Genomic DNA, 16329 nt, shown 5'->3' with positions numbered 1-16329 from the left:
GGGTGGTGGGGACGGCGGCGGGCGGCGGGACGGCAGGGCAGCGGGGCGGCCCGGCGCGGCCTAGAAGAAACCGCAGGTCGGCGCCCCGGCGACCGGGGCCTTGGCGGGGTCGGCGCCGGTGGGGGCGTAGATCTCCAGCCGGATCCCGTCGGGGTCGGTGAAGAAGATGCCGCCCGAGGTGCCGTTCTCGCCGTGCGGCACGACGCCCTCGTAGGCGAACTCCGCGCCCAGCGCCGTCAGCACCCGCTCGGCCTCCCGGACCTCCTCGACCGTGTCGACCTGGAACGACAGGTGGTGCAGCCCGGCCCGGTCGGCGGTGAAGCCGCCCCCGCTCTGCTGCCACAGCGCCACCAGCAGCCGGCCGTTGTGCCCGAGGAACACCCAGCGGCGGTCCTCGTCCTTGCCCTCGGCGATCACCTCGAAGTCGAACACCTCCCGGTAGAAGGCGAGCGACCGCTGCAACTCGACGACGTTCAGCGCGACATGACCGGTCTGCAGGTTCTTGTACGTGCCCATGGGGGATCACATGCCTCCGTGCGGGGGCTCCGAGCGGATCTCGTAACCACTGAAACCGAATTTAGAGGTTAGGTAGCCGACGCGCAACCACCTATCCCCCGATGACCGGTTAAACTCGACGACGACGGCAGCGGTACGGCGGGGACACGGAGGGACCGACGGTGGAGCGAGGAGCCGGAGACGCGGACGGCCGGGCGGCGGGCACGGGCGTCGACCCCCGCCCGCTGACCGGGGAACCCCTGGCGGTGGACCTGCTCAACACCCGCTGGATCGATGCCGAGGGGCGTCACGACCTGCTGGACACCCTCGCCGGAACGGCGGTCTGGCTGGCCGGCGCCCGCACCCACCGCCTCCTCGCCACCGCCACCGCCGCGGACACCGGCGCGGACACCGGCGCCGCGGCCCTCCAGCCGGACGAGACCACTCGCACCCGGCTCCTGACCGCCCGCGCGGCCCTGGACCTGGCGGTGGCCGACCCCGAGCACCCCTCCCCCGAGGCGGTCGAGGCCCTCAACGCCGTTCTGGCGCACGGCCGGCTGCGCCCGTCGCTCACCCCGTCCGGCCCGGACACCGCGGTCGAGGTGGACGAGGCGTCCTGGCTGCCCGCCTGGGCCGCCGCCGCCGACTGGCTGGACCTGCTGGCGTCACGCCCGGACCGCATCAGGGCGTGCGCGAACCCGGCGTGCGTGCTGCACTTCTTCGACGTCTCGAAGAACGGCACCCGCCGCTGGTGCTCCATGTCCGGCTGCGGCAACCGCGCCAAGGCCCAGCGCCACTACGCCCGCAGCCGGCAGGACTGAGGGGCACACCGGGGACGCGGACCCGGTGTGCCCCTCAACCCTGGAGGGCCCTCCACCGGTCGCGCAGGCCGGCCAGCACCGTGGCGAGCCCGAGGTCGAAGGCCGCCCTGGCCGTGTCGCGGCCCACCCGGGCGCCCACGACCTCGGCCAGCACGGGCGCCTGCCCGCCCGGGACGTCGAAGATGTCGTCGGGCGCGGCCGCGTCCAGGGCCGACCCGAGGACGAAGGACTCCACGGCCACGACGACGTCCATGATCTGGTCGTCGGGCCACCCGCCGTCCCGCAGCCCCGCGGCGACCTTCTCGTACATCGCGACGGTGTGCGGGGAGCCCGCGATGGGCGTCACGGCGATCACCGGGACGAGCAGCGAATGGCGCGCGTACGCCTCGCGGTAGGAGTGCGCCCACGTCTCCAGCGCCGCGTCCCAGGGCCGGTCGCCGAAGCCGGAGCAGTCGATCTCCCGGTTGACGTGGTCCTGGAGCCACAGCAGCAGCTGGCGCTTGGAGGTCACGTGGTTGTAGAGGGCGGACGGGGCCACCCCCAGCCGCCGCGCCAGCCCCGCCATCGTCAGCGCCTCGTAACCGCGGACGCCGATCAGCTCCACCGCCGCCCGGGTGATCTTCTCCTGCGAAAGCAGCGGCGTCGTGGGGCGCCCGCGGCGTCGCGGCTGTTCGGCGGCAGTCACCGTGCCACGATCTCACGAGGCCGTTCCGGTGATCCTTCCGGATGCGGCACCGATCCCCTTGCTCCCGCTTCGCCCCGTCTGCGGCGGTCTTGGTGTGTTGGTTCGGTTGGTGGACTCTTTACCCGAGGCTATTGACGTGACGCCCGGGACCCAGGCTAAATGAGCGGCATTCATATTGCCGTCCGGAAGAAGCGCCATGCACACCCCCCAGCCCACCCCCCTCACCCTCGAGCGCGATGTCGTCGTGGTCGGCGCCGGACCGGCCGGCCTGATGGCCGCCCGCCGTCTCGCCGAGGCCGGCCTCACCGTCGCCGTCCTGGAAGCCCGTGACCGGGTCGGCGGGCGCACGTGGAGCGACACCGTGGACGGTGCCTGGCTGGAGATCGGCGGGCAGTGGGTCTCGCCCGACCAGAGCGAACTGCTCGGCCTGCTCGACGAGCTCGGCCTCACGACCTACCCCCGTTACCGGGACGGCGACTCGGTGTACATCGCCCCGGACGGCACCCGCACCCGGTACACCGGGGACCGCTTCCCCGTCGGCGACCACACGGCCGCCGAGATGGAGCGCCTGATCGAGATCCTCGACGGGCTCGCCGCCGAGATCGGCCCCTCCGAGCCGTGGGCGCACCCCCGGGCCCGTGAGCTGGACACGATCTCCTTCCACCACTGGCTGCGCGAGCAGTCCGACGACGAGGAGGCCTGCCAGAACGTCGGCCTCTTCATCGCCGGCGGCATGCTCACCAAGCCCGCCCACTCCTTCTCCGCCCTGCAGGCCGTCCTGATGGCGGCGTCCGCGGGCTCCTTCTCCCACCTCGTCGACGAGGACTTCATCCTCGACCGGCGCGTGGTCGGCGGCATGCAGTCGGTCAGCCAGGCGATGGCCGCCGCGCTCGGGGACGACGTCCACCTGTCCACCCCGGTCCGGACGATCCGCCGGGACGACACGGGCGTCACCGTGATCTCCGACCGCGTCACCGTGCGGGCCAAGAAGGTGATCATGGCGGTGCCGCCGAACCTGTACAGCCGGGTCTCCTACGAGCCGCCGCTGCCGCGCCGCCAGCACCAGCTCCACCAGCACTTCTCGCTCGGCCTGGTGATCAAGGTGCACGCGGTCTACGAGACGCCCTTCTGGCGCGAGGACGGCCTCTCCGGCACCGGGTTCGGCGCCGGCCGGCTGGTCCAGGAGGTCTACGACAACACCAACCACGGCGACACCCGCGGCACCCTGGTCGCCTTCGTCGCCGAGGAGAGGGCCGACGCCGCCTTCGCGCTGCCCGCCAAGGAGCGCCGCCGCCGCATCCTCGAGTCCATCGCCTCGTACCTCGGCGACCGGGCGCTCGAGCCGGTCGTCTACTACGAGTCCGACTGGGGCAGCGAGGAGTGGACCCGCGGCGCCTACGCCGCCAGCTTCGACCTCGGCGGCCTCACCCGGTACGGCGCCGACCAGCGCACCCCGGTCGGCCCGATCCACTGGGCCTGCTCCGACCTGGCCGCCGAGGGCTACCAGCACGTCGAGGGCGCGCTGCGGATGGGCCGGACCGCCGCGGAGGAGATCGTCGGCGAGCTCGCCGGCGCCACCCCCGGGGAGGCGTCATGAGCACCCCGCACACCCCGCACGTCCCGCACTACGTCGTCGCCTACGGGGGCGACGAGCGGAGCAAGGTCGCCCTGCGGCTGGGCGCGGACCTGGCCCGCTCCCTGGGCGCGGTCCTCGACATCGTGCTGGTGGTCCGGTCCGACGCCCCGTTCGGCGCGGTCTACCCTCCCGCCCCGGACTTCGAGTCGCTGGTCGAGCGCCAGGCCCGGCAGTGGCTCGACGAGGCGCGGGCCTCCGTCCCGTCCGAGGTGCCGGTCGAGACCCACGTCCGCCGGCACCGCTCGATCGCCCAGGGCATCCTGGAGGCCGCCGCCGACCTCGACGCCCGCCTGATCGTGGTCGGCACGGCGTCCGGGGGCGGCCCCGGCTTCACCGTCGGGCCGGTCGCCACGCAGCTCCTGCACGCCTCACCGGTCCCGGTCGCCCTGGTGCCCCGCCGGTACTCGTCGCGCGGGCTGCTGGAGCGGATCTACTGCGCCGTCGGCACCCGGCCCGGGGCGCAGCAGGTGGTGCGGGAGTCCGTCGAGGCCGCCCGGCGCACCGGACTCGACCTGCACCTCGTCTCGCTCCTGGAGCTGGACGAACACCACGGCGCGGAGGAGCCGGCGCGGCAGCGCGCCACGGAGCTCATCGTCACCGCCGCGCAGGACGTCCCCGACGGCCGGGCCGCCGTCGAGATCGGGCAGGGCCGGACCATGCAGCAGGCCGTCGAGTCGATCGACTGGGAGCCGCGCAGCATCCTGCTGATCGGCTCCTCCCGCCTCGCGCCGCGCCGACGCACCTTCCTCGGCACCACCGCAGCCAGAATCCTCCGGCACCTGCCCATCCCGATGGTGGTCGTGCCGCACACGGACGGAGAACCATCATGACCACTTCCGTTGCGGGCGCGACGACCTCCGGCGAGCACGACAGCGGCGGCAAAGGCCTGGCCAAAGGCCGCGTCGGGCTGCTGGGCGCGGTCGTCATCGGGGTCTCCTGCATCGCCCCGGCCTACACCCTCTCGGGCGCCCTCGGCCCGTCCGCCGCCGTGGTGGGCGAGCAGCTCCCGGCGATCTTCCTCGTGGGCTTCATACCCATGCTGCTGGTCGCCGTCGGGTACCGGGAGCTCAACCGGGCGATGCCGGACGCCGGCACCACCTTCACCTGGGCGTCCCGGGCCTTCGGGCCGTATGTGGGCTGGATGGGCAGCTGGGGCCTGCTGGCCGCCACCATCCTGGTCCTGTCCAACCTGGCGGGCATCGCGGTCGACTTCTTCTACCTGCTCCTGGCCCAGATCACGGGTGACGACGGGCTGGCCGACCTCACCCGCAACGTCCCGGTCAACGTGGCCACCTGTCTGGTGTTCATGGCGCTGGCCTGCTGGATCTCCTACCGGGGGCTCGAGGCCACCAAGGCCGTCCAGTACGTCCTGGTGACCTTCCAGGTCGTCGTCCTCGTCTGGTTCTCCGCCGCCGCCTTCGGTCACGTCGTCGGCGGGACGGCCTTCGACGCCTCCGCGATCAGCCCGGAGTGGTTCAACCCGTTCGCGGTCGACTCCTTCTCCTCCTTCGCCGCGGGCATCTCCCTCTCCGTCTTCATCTACTGGGGCTGGGACGTCGTCCTGACCATCAACGAGGAGACCAAGGGCTCGGCCACCACGCCGGGACGCGCGGCCCTGACCACGATCATGGTGATCGTCGCCCTGTACATGGCGGTGGCCCTGGGCGTGCTCAGCTACGCGGGCGTCACCGACGGCGCGCACGGCCTCGGCAACGAGGAGATCCAGGAGAACGTCTTCGCGGCCCTCGCCGGCCCGGTGATGGGACCGATGGCGATCCTGATGTCCCTCGCCGTGCTCTCCTCCTCGACCGCGTCCCTGCAGTCGACCTTCGTCTCCCCCGCCCGCACCATGCTCGCCATGGGCCACTACGGCGCCCTGCCGCCGTCCTACGCCCGGATCACCCCGCGGTTCCAGTCCCCCGGGTACGCGACGGTCGCCGCCGCGGTGGTGGCCTCGGCCTTCTACGCCGTCATGCGGGTCCTCTCCGAGGACGTCCTGTGGGACACCATCACGGCGCTCGGCATGATGGTCTGCTTCTACTACGGCATCACCGCGCTCGCCTGCGTCTGGTACTTCCGCAAGGAGCTCGGCAGCGGGATCCGGCCCCTCCTGATGAAGGGCCTGCTGCCCGGCCTCGGCGGCGTCCTGCTCCTGATCTTCTTCGTCCAGACCTGCTACGACTCCATGGACCCGTCCTACGGCTCCGGGTCGCAGATCGGCGGGGTGGGCCTGGTCTTCATCCTCGGCGTCACCGTGCTGCTGCTGGGCGCCGCCGTGATGATCGTCCAGCGGATCCGCCGCCCCGAGTTCTTCCGCGGCGAAACCCTCCCCCGCACGCATTCCACCCCCTCCGCCTGACCCTCGGGGGGGAGCGGGCAGCAAAGGGGCAGACGAGTCGGGCTGTGTGGCGGGGACAGCCACCGAAGCGCTATGACCTGCGCAAACGGGCAGGGATGGTGCTTCCGTGGCTCCCCTGATGGCTACCTGACAGGACGTCCCCGCCCGGATCGGCCTGGGCGGGGACGTCGCCGCTTCTGAGATCAGACGGTCTCTTCGACGCGTTCGAAGATGTCCGCGTCCGTCTCCCGCTGCCAAACCGGCAGGTCGGACCAGTCGGCAACATACCCGGGCTTCGGGTCTTCGAAGTGCTTGAACATCTGGGCGGTCCAGCAGATCGCGACGAACCGGCCCTTCTGCTCGCGGGTGAGCCGGGCCGCATGGCCGCCGCTGACCGCGATGAAGTCGCGCACCTGCCCGTACACGGCCGTGGCGGCTTCGCGCTCCCACGCGGGTGTCTCGTCCCACGGCGCGATGTAGCCGGGCTTGGGCTCGCCGGGATAGTGCTTGTTCACACCGTCGATCCAGGCCTCGCGGAAGATCCGGCCTTCATTCATGCGCGTGTCCCTCTCGTCATGCGGTGCGCGCAAGCGCCGCGATTCGGTGATCAAGAGTCGAGACTCGATCATCGGACCTGAGCGGGGCAAGGCGCCTCCGAAGCCCGTCCAGCTTCTTGCCGATGAATCCCGAATTCGACCGGTCGGCCAGTCCGAGTGCTCGCTCCGCGTAGTGCACGACCTGGTCGATGTCCCGCCTGTGCGCCCCGAGCACGGCGAGATCGCTCAGAACAGCAGCGCGGCGACGCAGGGACAGAGGCTGGGCAAGGGCTGCGGTGAGCGCTTCCTCGGCGAGATCAGGGCGTCCTAGTTGTAGGTAGCAGGCCCCTCTCTCCTCTGCCAGGCGGGAGCCGTCGAAGCGGAGCCAGCCGCCGTTGTGGGAGTGAGCGCCGTCGAGGGCGTGCACTTTCTCAGCTTCGTCAAGAGCCCGGCTGCACGCCTCGAGATCACCCACGGCCGCGTACGCCTGCGCCTGGACGGCCGCGACCCAGTGACGGGTGGAGAGAGTGTCGTCGCCCCTCCGGGCGATGCGGAAAGCTGCCGCGAGCAGGGGCTGGGCAGCGCGCGGGCGGCGCGCGTACAGCTCGACGTACGCGTGGCGGGTCATGGCACAGGCCCACAGGTCGTGGTCGCCACCAGCGTAGGCCGCGTTGGCGGCCAGTGTGTAGCACTGGGCGGCGTCGGTGTACCGGTTGGCGTCGAAGAACAGCTCACCGACGAGCTGGTAGACGTCGGCCGTCATCCGACACAATCCGGACCGATCCACAGCAGTACGGGTCTCGGTCAGCCCCTTCGCCATCACATCGAGCTGCGCGCGCACCGCGGGGAAGACGACCTGTTTGGAGTCCGACAGCGCGTAGACCCGCCAGAGGCTGCGATGCAGGGCGTCCCCTGTCTCCAAGAGCGTCGATACCGCCCGCCCTCGGACAGCCTCACCGGGATCGGGAAGGGCGACCAGCGCACCCGTAACGGCGAGCAGACCCAGGACTTCGCGGCGCTTCATATCGTCATCATCACCATGGAGAAGGGATGGAGCAGCGGAGAGCCCGGCCGTCCCGGCCGGCTGTTCGCCGGAGAGAAGGGCTTCCAGCTCGGGGAGGGTCACTCCCAACAGTTTTGCGATCTTCAGCCGTTGGTGGGGACGCGGGGTGGCGCGACCGCTTTCCCAACGGACCACGGTGGACGCCGCCACCGAGAGCGCTTCTGCGAATTCCTCCTGAGAGTATCCCCGGGCCGCGCGCCGTTCCGCAAAGTGCTCACGCCTCGACGTCATAGGTCTCCCCTCATGAGAACCCTTTCACGCGCCTCATAGCCGCCCGGGCCAACGCCTGGAAAACGCCCGGGTATTGCCCGTGGTCCGCTCTGGGAGAAGGTAACGGATCGTCGTTCACTGGTCACACGCCGCTCGGAGGCCGAAGGACCCTCCGGACGGCTCCCCTTGGAGAGGAGCGACCGCATGACATCCTCCGGGCTGCCCCGCAGGAACCTCAGGGCCAGTGGCCGTACGTACATGCCGCCGGAGCCCCGGCCGGGTGCGCCGAGCCGGGCCCTGCGGGTACGGGCGGCCGGCGGCTGGGAGAGGTTCATGCGCCGCGCCGAAGCCCGGCAGGAGCCGGAGGAGTGAACCCGGTCGGTTCCGACGGCTACGAGCACCACCCGCTCCTGGACACGCATGTCCGTGACATCGCTTCGCGTGGGGAGGGTGTGCTCGTCGCCGTCACACACGAGCTCCGCAGCCACGGCACGGTCCGCATCGCGCATATCCGGCCCGCCTCCGGAGTCGAGTGGACGACCGCGGCCGACAACATTCAGGCCGCCTACTCCTGAGCCGCTGCCCACAAGTCGCGTCCGCGCCCCCTGACGCAGGCGGTTTTCCCGCACCGAACCCTGCAACCCAAGGAGTCTCATGACCACCTCTGCCACACTTCCCTCCCGCACGCGACCGTGGGGTGCGGGCCGACTCGCGCCCTACCCGACGGTCATCCGCCGCCCCCACGCCACGGTCACCATCGACCCCACGACGCAGCTCGGGGTGTTCCGCGACCGCGCCGGGCACGTGGTCGAGATGGGCAAGCACGGCACCAGCTCCGGTACCGAGACCTCCACGACGACGAACTCGGACTCCCGGAACGACCAGGGGCACGATCAGGACAGCAATCAGGACTGATGGCCATGACCGAGGAGAGGCCGGTTCTGGTGGCCACCGAGGCGGACGACATCACCGCCGACATGGTGATCACCGAACTCAACCGGCGCGATGTGCCGGTGGTCCGGTTCAACCCCGCCGACATCGGTGAAAACCTCACGGTGACGGCCCGGTTCGGCACCTGCCCGGCCCCGGTGGTCGGGCAGGTGCGCACCCCGTCGAGGACCGCTGATGTGACCCACGTCCGGTCGGTGTACTGGCGCCGCCCGGAATGGCCCACGTTTCCCCACCTGTCCGCTGACGACTCCCGGTTCGCGGCGGCGCAGGTCCGCCACGGACTCGGTGGCACCCTTTACGCTCTGAGCGGTCCGCTCTGGGTCAACCACCCCCTGCGCGTTGCCGCAGCGGACTACAAACCCGCGCAGCTCGTTCTCGCCCAGCAACTCGGCTTCACCATCCCTCCCACTCTTGTCACCAACGACCCGGACGAGGCCCGCGAGTTCGTCCAGGCTCAGGGGCAGACGATCTACAAGACCCTGCGATGGACCCCCTACACGCGTGACAGCGTGCCGGTGACCGGTTGGGCGGACCCGGTTACCGCCGATGAGATCGACGACAGCGTCCGGGTCGCCCCCCACCTGTTTCAGGCTCGTGTGGACAAGGGCGCCGACGTTCGCGTGCTGCTCGTAGGCCGGCACACGTTCGCCGTACGCATCGACTCCGACCTCCTGGACTGGCGCAAGGACTACAGCGCTCTGACCTACACCGTGGAACACCTGCCTGACCGGGTGGCCAAGGGACTGCGTGCCTACCTGGACCGGCTGGATCTGGTATCGGGAAGTTTCGACCTCGCGGTCGACCGCGTGGGGGACTACTGGTGGCTGGAACTGAATCCCAACGGACAGTGGGGGTGGCTGGAGACCGAGACCGGCCTCCCGATGTCCGCTGCCTTCGCCGACCTACTCGCACTAGGAGATCGCCGATGACCGACCCTGCGTCCGAGCGGCGCCGCATGGCGACCGTGCTCGTGAACGAAGGCGTGCTGAAATCCCCCTGGCTGCGTGCGGCCGTCGAGGCCGTCGCCCGTGAGCGGTTCCTCTGCCCGGGAGTCTTCCTGTACGAGGGGCGGACCTGGCGGCCCGTCACCGCCGCAGGCACGGACCCGGACGAGTGGCTGAAGATCGCATACAGCGTCGACACCCTCACCACCCAGCTCGACGGCCACCTCACCGCCGACCAGGCCGGCGAACCCGTCGTGGGCGTGCCCACGTCCTCCTCGACAGACCCGGCCACCGTCGTCGGCATGATCGAGACCCTGGGCCTCGCGAAGGGCCACCGAGTCCTTGAGATCGGCACAGGCACCGGATACTCCACAGCCCTGATGTGCCACTACCTCGGCGAGGACAACGTCGCCACGGTCGAGGTCGACGCACAGGTGGCCGCACGCGCCGATGCCGCTCTCGAAGCCGTCGGCTTCTCGACGTGGACGGTGACGGGCGACGGGCTCCTCGGCCACCCGTACCGGGCTCCCTACGACCGCGTCATCGCCACCTGCTCGGTCCGCCGCATCCCGTACGCCTGGATCAGGCAGACGAGACCTGGAGGCATCGTCCTTGGCACGGTCGGCTCGTGGCCATGGGGAACCGGCCTCGCGAAACTGACCGTCGGCGATGACGGCACCGCCGAGGGCTCGATTGTCAGGCGCGCCTCCTTCATGCAGGCGCGGGCCCAGGCAGTGGCCCCCGTGGCCGGTGATCTCTCCGCCCGGACCGCGTACGCGGACAGTGAGCGGCGCACTCAGATGTCTCCTCTTGTCCTGGAGGAGTGGATGCCCGCCCTTCTTGCTCAGTTGGCGGCGCCCGGCGTTCAGTTCGTCCGCGCGACGGGCCGTGACGGCTCGCCCTTGCGGTACCTGTTCGACCCGGAGAAGGAGTCGTTCGCCGAATTCCTCGCCGACGGCGAAAGCTGGACCGTCCGCCAAGGCGGCCCGGTGGGCCTGTGGGACGACGTGGAACGTGCGCTCGTCGCCTGGCAGGACGTCGGGGCGCCGGAGATCGACTCCGTACGGCTCCGCGTGACGCCCGCGTCCCACCGGTACTGGATCGACCGGGCGCCGTCACTGTGCTGGGAGCACCGGATCACCTGACCCACTGCCCTCCGGGCGTGAACGACGAACCGCTCGCCGAGTGGTGAGCTTGAGCCCTCAGCGGCCACACTCCCCGCCGACATGGCGGCTCTGCCGACCACCTTGCCTGGCTTGACAAGCGGAATTCCACCGGCCTCGAGCCCCGCGACCACCTGGAGCTCGGCCAACTCCTCGGCGCCATCGACGTCGAGCGCGGCACCAAGGTCTCCGGCTCGCGCTTCTACTTCCTGACCGGCGTCGGCGCCCTGCTGGAGCTGGCCCTGGTCAGCGCGGCGATGGCCCCACGGGGGGACAACGCCCACGATTCCACGAGAAAGGCCCCTGACCTGCGGTATCGCAGTGCCGAGGCCTGAGAGGCAGACGAGTCGGGCTGTACGCCGGGTTCTGTTCCCCGGGGTCCTCGCGGACCCCGGGGCGACGGCCATCCATCTAGGACCGGTGTTGCCACCGGCCTCCAGCGGTCTACCCGCGGACATCGGGCGGGCCGCCCTCGATCGTCCGCGCAGGGGTACCGGAGTACCCCCTCTTGACCTTGCTCCAGGTGGGGTTTACCTAGCTGCCCAGGTCACCCTGGGCACTGGTGGTCTCTTACACCACCGTTTCACCCTTACCGAGGACCGAGGTCCCCGGCGGTCTGCTTTCTGTGGCACTGTCCCGCGGGTCACCCCGGGTGGCCGTTGGCCACCACCCTGCCCTGTGGAGCCCGGACGTTCCTCGGGAGCGCCCTGAGGCACTCACGCGGCCGCCCGCCCGGCTCGTCTGCCGTGGGGCCCATGCTACCGGGCGCGGGGTCCGCCGCCGACCGGGCCGGTCCGGCGGTCTCCCCGGCGGGGGCCGGGCGGTCTCCCGGCGCGTCGTAGGCTGGCGGGGTCCCCCTGAACCCGAAGGAGTTCCCCGTGCTCGTCCTGCTGCCCCCGTCCGAAGGCAAGGCGCCGTCCGGTGACGGCGCCCCGGTGCGGCTGGAGTCGTTGTCGCTGCCCGGGCTGACCGGGGCGCGGCGCGCGGTGCTGGAGGAGCTGGTGGAGCTCTGCTCCGGCGACGAGGAGAAGGCGCGGGAGGTGCTCGGGCTGAGCGAGGGCCTGCGCGGGGAGGTCGCCAAGAACGCCGGGCTGCCGACGGCGGGGGCGCGTCCGGCCGGCGAGATCTACACGGGCGTGCTGTACGACGCGCTGGGGCTGGGGACCCTCGACGGGGCGGCCCGGGAGCGGGCCGGACGGCAGCTGCTGGTGTTCTCCGGGCTGTGGGGCGCGGTCTCGGTGGCCGACGCGATCCCCTCGTACCGCTGCTCCATGGGCGTGAAGCTGCCGGGCACGGGTGCGCTGGCCGCGCACTGGCGGGGACCGATGGCCGAGGCGATGCCCGAGGCGGCCGGGGACGGGCTGGTGCTGGACCTGCGGTCCTCGGCGTACGCGGCGGCCTGGAAGCCGAAGGGCGAGGTCGCGGGCCGGACGGCGACGGTGCGGGTGCTGCACGCGCAGGTGGTGGACGGCGTGGAGAAGCGCTCGGTGGTGAGCCACTTCAACAAGGCCACCAAGGGACGGATCGTCCGCGCCCTGCTGAGCGAGGGCGCGGACCCGAAGGACCCGGCGGAGCTGGTGGAGGCCCTGCGGGACCTCGGGCACACGGTGGAGGCGGAGCCTCCGGCGAAGGCGGGCCGGCCGTGGGCGCTGGACGTGGTGGTGCGGGAGATCCACTAGTTCCGCTGGTTCCGCTGGTTCCTCTGGTTCCGCGCCGGTTTTCCACAGGGGCACCGCCGGGCGCGGCGGATGCGGGAGGATGCCACGACAGCACGTTCCCGACCTGGCAGGGGGCATCCGATGCCGCACATCACCGTCGACCACTCCGCGTCGCTGACCGCGTCCTTCGACCGTCCCGGGTTCGCCCGCGCACTGCACCCGCTGCTGACGGAGGTCGCCGGGGCGGCCGTCGGCGACTGCAAGACCCGGTTCCGGAGCGTCGACGAGACGTTCGTGGGCGAAGGGGACCCGGTGCACGCGGTGATACACGTCGAGGTCGCGCTCAAGCGGGGGCGGACCGAGGAGGTCAAGGCGGAGGTGGCGCAGGCCGTGCTCACCCTGCTGCGCAAGCACGTGGGGACCGGGCCCGAGGTGACGGCGCACGCGAGCGTGGAGGTCCGCGATCTGGAGGACGCGTACCGCAAGCACGTCGGGGCGTAGCCCGGTACGGCACGGGCCCGCCCGGCACCCTCCCGTGTGGTGCGCCTCCCGCCTGCCTACCGCAGGTGGGAGGTGTCGTTGAAGAGGCGGAGGCTGGCGTTGCCGTCGGCGTAGTGGGCGACGGCGGAGATCGAGGCGGCGGAGAGCTCCATCCGGAACAGGGCCTCCGACGGGGCGCCCAGGGCCAGGCGGACGATGGTCTTGATGGGCGTCACGTGGGTGACCAGCAGGACCGTGCGGCCCGCGTACGCGGCGATCAGCCGGTCGCGGGCCTCCTCGACGCGGGCGGCGGTGGCCTGGAAGCTCTCGCCGCCGCCGGTGGGGCGGGCGTCGGGGGAGGCCAGCCAGGCGTCGAGGTCGTCGGGGTGGCGCTCCATGACCTCGCCGAAGGTGAGGCCCTCCCAGGCGCCGAAGTCGGTCTCCCGCAGGCCCTCGTCGATCTCGACCGGGAGACCGAGGCGGTCGGCGACGACGGCGGCGGTCTCCCGGGTGCGGGCCAGCGGGGAGCTGACGATCGCCTGCACGGTGCCGCGGGCGGCGAGGAGCGCTGCGGCGCGGCGGGCCTGCTCCCGGCCGATCTCGGAGAGCGACGGGTCGCTGCCGCCGCTGCCGGAGAAGCGCTTCTGCGGGGTCAGCGGGGTTTCGCCGTGGCGGAGCAGCACCAGGGTGGCGGGGGCGCCGAGGTCGGGTGCCGCCCAGCCCTGTCCCTGTCGCGGGGCGGGCGTCGCCGCCACGTTCGCGGCGGCCCGCACGTCGGCCTGCCTCTTCCCCACCGCCACGGTGCGTGTCCGCCCGTCCCCCACCGGGGCGCGCTCCGACACCGCCCGCTCCGCGGGCGCGGGCTCGGCGGGCGCGGCGCCGGCGCGCGCGGTCTCCTCAGGCGCCGCCTCCGCGGGCGCGGCCCCCGCAGGCATGGCCTCTGCGGGCACAGTCTCCTTGGGCGCACCCCCCGCGGGGGCGGCCTCGGCGGGCGCGGGTTTCGCCGACGCGGGCTCCGTGGACGCGGCCCCCGTCGGAGCAGCCTCCGCAGGCGTGGGCCCAGTGGACGCGGGCTCCGCGGGCGTGGCCCCCGCCGAGGACTCGGCCAGGGCGCGGGCCGTGGGGGCGGGGCGGCCCGACGGCATCCATGCCTCGCCGCGCGCCCCCGCGTCCATCGCCTCGTTGGCGAGCCGGTCCGCGTGCTTGTTCTCCTTGCGCGGGATCCACTCGTAGGTGACGCATTGCGGCGGGAGCAGTCGGCGGGCCTCCTCGGCGAGCGGGGCGAGGCCGGGGTGCTTGATCTTCCAGCGCCCGGTCATCTGCTCGACCACCAGCTTGGAGTCCATCCGGACCCGCACCGACACCTCACCGTCCCCGGCGAGTTGCCGCACCGCGCGCAGGCCGGCCAGCAGCCCGCTGTACTCGGCCACGTTGTTGGTGGTGACGCCCAGGTACTCCGCGGCCTCGACCAGGACCTCGCCGGTGGCCGCGTCGGCGACCACCGCGCCGTAGCCGGCGGGCCCGGGGTTGCCCCGGGACCCGCCGTCGGCCTCGATCACGAACTCCCGCACCGGCGGCGTCCCTTCGCGTTCCTACAGGATCTACAAGCCCTACAGGACCTACAGGCCTACAGGCCGGACTCGGAGGTGCGGACCAGGATGCGGCGGCAGTTCTCGCAGCGCACGACCGCGTCCGCGGCCGCGGCGCGGACCTCGTTGACCTCGGTGATGTTGAGCTCGAGCTGGCAGCCCTCGCAGCGGCGCTGGTAGAGGCGCGCGGCGCCGACCCCGCCCTGCTGCTCGCGGAGCTTCTCGTACAGCTTGAGGAGGTCCGCCGGGACGGAGGCGGAGACGACCTGGCGCTCCTTGGTGACGGAGGCGGCCTCGCCGTCGAGTTCCTGGGAGGCGGCGTCACGGCGGGCCGTGGCGTCGTCCAGCTTGGCCTGCACGGAGGCGACGCGCTCGGTCAGCTCCGCGACGCGGGCCTGGGCGGACTCCCGGCGCTCCATCACCTCGAGGACGACGTCCTCCAGGTCGCCCTGGCGCTTGGCCAGCGAGGTGATCTCGCGCTGCAGGTTCTCCAGGTCCTTCGGAGAGGAGACGGCCCCGGAGTCCAGGCGCTGCTGGTCCCGCGCGGCGCGCTTGCGGACCTGGTCGACGTCCTGCTCGGCCTTGGTCTGCTCCCGGGCGCAGTCGCCCTCCTCGGTCTGCGCGGCCACCAGCAGGTCGCGTAGCTGGGTGAGGTCCTTGGTCAGCGACTCGATCTCGGCGTGCTCGGGCAGCGAGCGGCGCTTGTGGGCGAGCTGCTGGAGGCGGATGTCCAGGGCCTGGACGTCGAGGAGACGGATCTGGTCGGCGGGCGCGGCGTTCAGTTGGGGGCTCCTGGGAGTGAGGTCAGTGGGTGGGGTGGGTGGACGCCGCGTGGGCGGTCCAGGGGTCGGTGACCGTCGCGGACACGTGGACCCGGAGGTTCCAGCCGTGCCGCTCGGAGATCTCCTCCAGCTGGGCGGCGGCCAGCTGACACCAGGGCCACTCGGTGGCCCAGTGCGCCGCGTCGAGCAGCGCGAGGGGGCTGTGCGCGCGGGCCTCGCTCACCGGGTGGTGGCGCAGGTCCGCGGTGAGGAAGGCGTCGACGCCGGCGGCGCGGACGGCGTCGAAGAGGCTGTCGCCGGAGCCGCCGCTGACGGCGACGGTGCGGATCGGGGCGTCGGGGTCGCCGGCCACCCGGACGCCCTGCGCGGTGGCGGGCAGCGCCGCGGCGGCGCGGGCGGCGAACTCCCGCAGCGGGACGGGGGCGTCGAGCTCGCAGACGCGGCCGAGGCCCCGCCGGCCGGCCGGGTCGTCGCGGTCCGGGACCAGGGGGCGCAGCACGCGCAGCCCCAGGGTGCCGGCGAGGGCGTCGGAGACGCCGGGGTCGGCCTTGTCGGCGTTGGTGTGCGCCACGTGCAGGGCGACGTCGTTCCTGATCAGGTCGTGCACCACGCGGCCCTTGAAGGTGGACGCCGCGACGGTCGTCGTGCCGCGCAGGTAGAGCGGGTGGTGGGTGACCAGCAGTCCGGCGCCGAGCTTCACGGCCTCGTCGACGATCTCCTGGACGGGGTCGACCGCGAAGAGGACGCGGGTGACCTCCTGGTCCGGGTCGCCCACGACGGTGCCGACGGCGTCCCAGGACTCGGCGCGCTCGGCGGGCCAGAGGTTCTCCAGGGCGGCGGTGACTTCAGACAGACGGGGCACGGGGGCAAGGCTACCTGGCCGAGGGCGGGCCCGGCCCCACCGGCGGGGGCCCAGCACATGGGCGGCCCGCGGGGCGGTGGAACGGCGGGACGGCCACACGTACGGGTGAAGCGGGG

At 72.2% G+C, this 16329-nt stretch carries 18 protein-coding genes, 1 other RNA gene and 1 pseudogene; 12 read left to right on the top strand and 8 right to left on the bottom strand.

Annotated elements, in window-relative coordinates:
* Nucleotides 1–60: 60 nt before the first annotated feature.
* On the bottom strand, nt 61–516 hold the full coding sequence (locus ACWD3O_RS16470) for a VOC family protein (RefSeq protein ID WP_451416341.1): 456 nt from the start codon (nt 514–516) through the stop codon (nt 61–63).
* 161 nt (nt 517–677) lie between these two features.
* On the opposite strand from ACWD3O_RS16470, the gene ACWD3O_RS16465 reads away from it, so the two are divergent.
* Nucleotides 678–1316 carry a CGNR zinc finger domain-containing protein gene (locus ACWD3O_RS16465; RefSeq protein ID WP_451416340.1) on the top strand — a complete coding sequence of 213 codons (639 nt, stop codon included), beginning with the start codon at nt 678–680 and terminating at the stop codon, nt 1314–1316.
* Between the two features lie 34 nt (nt 1317–1350).
* Here ACWD3O_RS16465 and ACWD3O_RS16460 read toward each other — a convergent pair whose 3' ends face one another.
* A complete protein-coding gene (locus ACWD3O_RS16460) occupies nt 1351–2001 on the bottom strand; it encodes a TetR/AcrR family transcriptional regulator (RefSeq protein WP_451409976.1) in 651 nt (216 codons plus the stop codon).
* 196 nt (nt 2002–2197) lie between these two features.
* Between ACWD3O_RS16460 and ACWD3O_RS16455 the strand changes: the two genes are divergently transcribed.
* From ACWD3O_RS16455 to ACWD3O_RS16445, 3 genes are read left to right on the top strand one after another with little or no spacing between them, the layout of a single operon-like run.
* Nucleotides 2198–3598, top strand: a complete 1401-nt coding sequence (locus tag ACWD3O_RS16455) for a flavin monoamine oxidase family protein (protein ID WP_451416339.1) — start codon at nt 2198–2200, stop codon at nt 3596–3598.
* Nucleotides 3595–4467, top strand: a complete 873-nt coding sequence (locus ACWD3O_RS16450) for a universal stress protein (protein ID WP_451416338.1) — start codon at nt 3595–3597, stop codon at nt 4465–4467. Before ACWD3O_RS16455 ends, ACWD3O_RS16450 begins: the two co-directional genes overlap by 4 nt.
* On the top strand, nt 4464–5996 hold the full coding sequence (locus ACWD3O_RS16445) for an APC family permease (RefSeq protein WP_451416337.1): 1533 nt from the start codon (nt 4464–4466) through the stop codon (nt 5994–5996). Before ACWD3O_RS16450 ends, ACWD3O_RS16445 begins: the two co-directional genes overlap by 4 nt.
* Nucleotides 5997–6178: 182 nt before the next feature.
* On the opposite strand, the gene ACWD3O_RS16440 is transcribed toward ACWD3O_RS16445, so the two are convergent.
* Together ACWD3O_RS16440 and ACWD3O_RS16435 are read right to left on the bottom strand one after the other, a co-directional pair.
* Nucleotides 6179–6532 carry a hypothetical protein gene (locus ACWD3O_RS16440; protein ID WP_451416434.1) on the bottom strand — a complete coding sequence of 118 codons (354 nt, stop codon included), beginning with the start codon at nt 6530–6532 and terminating at the stop codon, nt 6179–6181.
* 16 nt (nt 6533–6548) lie between these two features.
* Nucleotides 6549–7805, bottom strand: coding sequence for a helix-turn-helix domain-containing protein (locus ACWD3O_RS16435; protein ID WP_451416336.1), 1257 nt, complete (start codon nt 7803–7805; stop codon nt 6549–6551).
* Nucleotides 7806–7988: 183 nt separating this feature from the next.
* Here ACWD3O_RS16435 and ACWD3O_RS16430 point away from each other — a divergent pair, with 183 nt between their 5' ends.
* From ACWD3O_RS16430 to ACWD3O_RS16405, 6 genes and pseudogenes are all read left to right on the top strand, one after another.
* A complete protein-coding gene (locus tag ACWD3O_RS16430) occupies nt 7989–8156 on the top strand; it encodes a hypothetical protein (RefSeq protein WP_451416335.1) in 168 nt (55 codons plus the stop codon).
* The gene (locus ACWD3O_RS16425) at nt 8153–8359 is read left to right on the top strand and encodes a hypothetical protein (protein ID WP_451416334.1); all 207 of its coding nucleotides are present in this window, start codon (nt 8153–8155) and stop codon (nt 8357–8359) included. The genes ACWD3O_RS16430 and ACWD3O_RS16425 overlap by 4 nt, the downstream gene beginning before the upstream one ends.
* Before the next feature lie 79 nt (nt 8360–8438).
* Nucleotides 8439–8699: a putative ATP-grasp-modified RiPP gene (gene tgmA, locus ACWD3O_RS16420; RefSeq protein WP_451416333.1), complete on the top strand. Its 261-nt coding sequence runs from the start codon at nt 8439–8441 to the stop codon at nt 8697–8699.
* Between the two features lie 5 nt (nt 8700–8704).
* Complete coding sequence (gene tgmB / locus ACWD3O_RS16415) at nt 8705–9664, top strand: ATP-grasp ribosomal peptide maturase (RefSeq protein WP_451416433.1); 960 nt, start codon at nt 8705–8707, stop codon at nt 9662–9664.
* The gene (gene tgmC, locus ACWD3O_RS16410) at nt 9661–10824 is read left to right on the top strand and encodes an ATP-grasp peptide maturase system methyltransferase (RefSeq protein ID WP_451416332.1); all 1164 of its coding nucleotides are present in this window, start codon (nt 9661–9663) and stop codon (nt 10822–10824) included. Before tgmB ends, tgmC begins: the two co-directional genes overlap by 4 nt.
* Nucleotides 10825–10955: 131 nt before the next feature.
* Nucleotides 10956–11105, top strand: a pseudogene (locus ACWD3O_RS16405) (serine--tRNA ligase); the annotation flags it as partial.
* 76 nt (nt 11106–11181) lie between these two features.
* Here the strand turns inward: ACWD3O_RS16405 and rnpB are convergent.
* Nucleotides 11182–11582: RNase P RNA component class A (gene rnpB, locus ACWD3O_RS16400), an RNA gene on the bottom strand.
* 138 nt (nt 11583–11720) lie between these two features.
* Here rnpB and yaaA point away from each other — a divergent pair.
* Together yaaA and ACWD3O_RS16390 are read left to right on the top strand one after the other, a co-directional pair.
* A complete protein-coding gene (gene yaaA / locus ACWD3O_RS16395; protein ID WP_451416331.1) occupies nt 11721–12521 on the top strand; it encodes a peroxide stress protein YaaA in 801 nt (266 codons plus the stop codon).
* Nucleotides 12522–12641: 120 nt separating this feature from the next.
* The gene (locus ACWD3O_RS16390; RefSeq protein ID WP_451416330.1) at nt 12642–13001 is read left to right on the top strand and encodes a 5-carboxymethyl-2-hydroxymuconate Delta-isomerase; all 360 of its coding nucleotides are present in this window, start codon (nt 12642–12644) and stop codon (nt 12999–13001) included.
* 56 nt (nt 13002–13057) lie between these two features.
* Here the strand turns inward: ACWD3O_RS16390 and ACWD3O_RS16385 are convergent, their stop codons facing one another.
* Genes ACWD3O_RS16385 through ACWD3O_RS16375 form a run of 3 tightly spaced genes read right to left on the bottom strand, consistent with a single transcriptional unit; the run spans nt 13058 to nt 16213 of the window.
* A complete protein-coding gene (locus ACWD3O_RS16385; RefSeq protein WP_451416329.1) occupies nt 13058–14551 on the bottom strand; it encodes a bifunctional RNase H/acid phosphatase in 1494 nt (497 codons plus the stop codon).
* A gap of 56 nt (nt 14552–14607) precedes the next feature.
* Nucleotides 14608–15351: a zinc ribbon domain-containing protein gene (locus tag ACWD3O_RS16380; protein WP_451410038.1), complete on the bottom strand. Its 744-nt coding sequence runs from the start codon at nt 15349–15351 to the stop codon at nt 14608–14610.
* A 22-nt stretch (nt 15352–15373) separates the two neighbouring features.
* On the bottom strand, nt 15374–16213 hold the full coding sequence (locus ACWD3O_RS16375) for a Nif3-like dinuclear metal center hexameric protein (protein ID WP_451409969.1): 840 nt from the start codon (nt 16211–16213) through the stop codon (nt 15374–15376).
* Nucleotides 16214–16329 lie beyond the last annotated feature (116 nt).

The sequence above is a fragment of the Streptomyces sp. NPDC002640 genome, from assembly GCF_053592575.1.
The sequence above is the reverse complement of the archived record's forward strand: the minus strand, read 5'-3'. Positions and strand labels throughout refer to the sequence as shown.

Excerpts from the sequence above, each read along its gene's own strand:
- ACWD3O_RS16470 (WP_451416341.1), bottom strand. The coding sequence starts at position 516 with ATGGGCACGTACAAGAACCTGCAGACCGGTCATGTCGCGCTGAACGTC.
- ACWD3O_RS16455 (WP_451416339.1), top strand. The coding sequence starts at position 2,198 with ATGCACACCCCCCAGCCCACCCCCCTCACCCTCGAGCGCGATGTCGTC.
- ACWD3O_RS16450 (WP_451416338.1), top strand. The coding sequence starts at position 3,595 with ATGAGCACCCCGCACACCCCGCACGTCCCGCACTACGTCGTCGCCTAC.
- ACWD3O_RS16445 (WP_451416337.1), top strand. The coding sequence starts at position 4,464 with ATGACCACTTCCGTTGCGGGCGCGACGACCTCCGGCGAGCACGACAGC.
- ACWD3O_RS16440 (WP_451416434.1), bottom strand. The coding sequence starts at position 6,532 with ATGAATGAAGGCCGGATCTTCCGCGAGGCCTGGATCGACGGTGTGAAC.
- ACWD3O_RS16435 (WP_451416336.1), bottom strand. The coding sequence starts at position 7,805 with ATGACGTCGAGGCGTGAGCACTTTGCGGAACGGCGCGCGGCCCGGGGA.
- ACWD3O_RS16430 (WP_451416335.1), top strand. The coding sequence starts at position 7,989 with ATGACATCCTCCGGGCTGCCCCGCAGGAACCTCAGGGCCAGTGGCCGT.
- tgmA (WP_451416333.1), top strand. The coding sequence starts at position 8,439 with ATGACCACCTCTGCCACACTTCCCTCCCGCACGCGACCGTGGGGTGCG.
- tgmB (WP_451416433.1), top strand. The coding sequence starts at position 8,705 with ATGACCGAGGAGAGGCCGGTTCTGGTGGCCACCGAGGCGGACGACATC.
- tgmC (WP_451416332.1), top strand. The coding sequence starts at position 9,661 with ATGACCGACCCTGCGTCCGAGCGGCGCCGCATGGCGACCGTGCTCGTG.
- ACWD3O_RS16390 (WP_451416330.1), top strand. The coding sequence starts at position 12,642 with ATGCCGCACATCACCGTCGACCACTCCGCGTCGCTGACCGCGTCCTTC.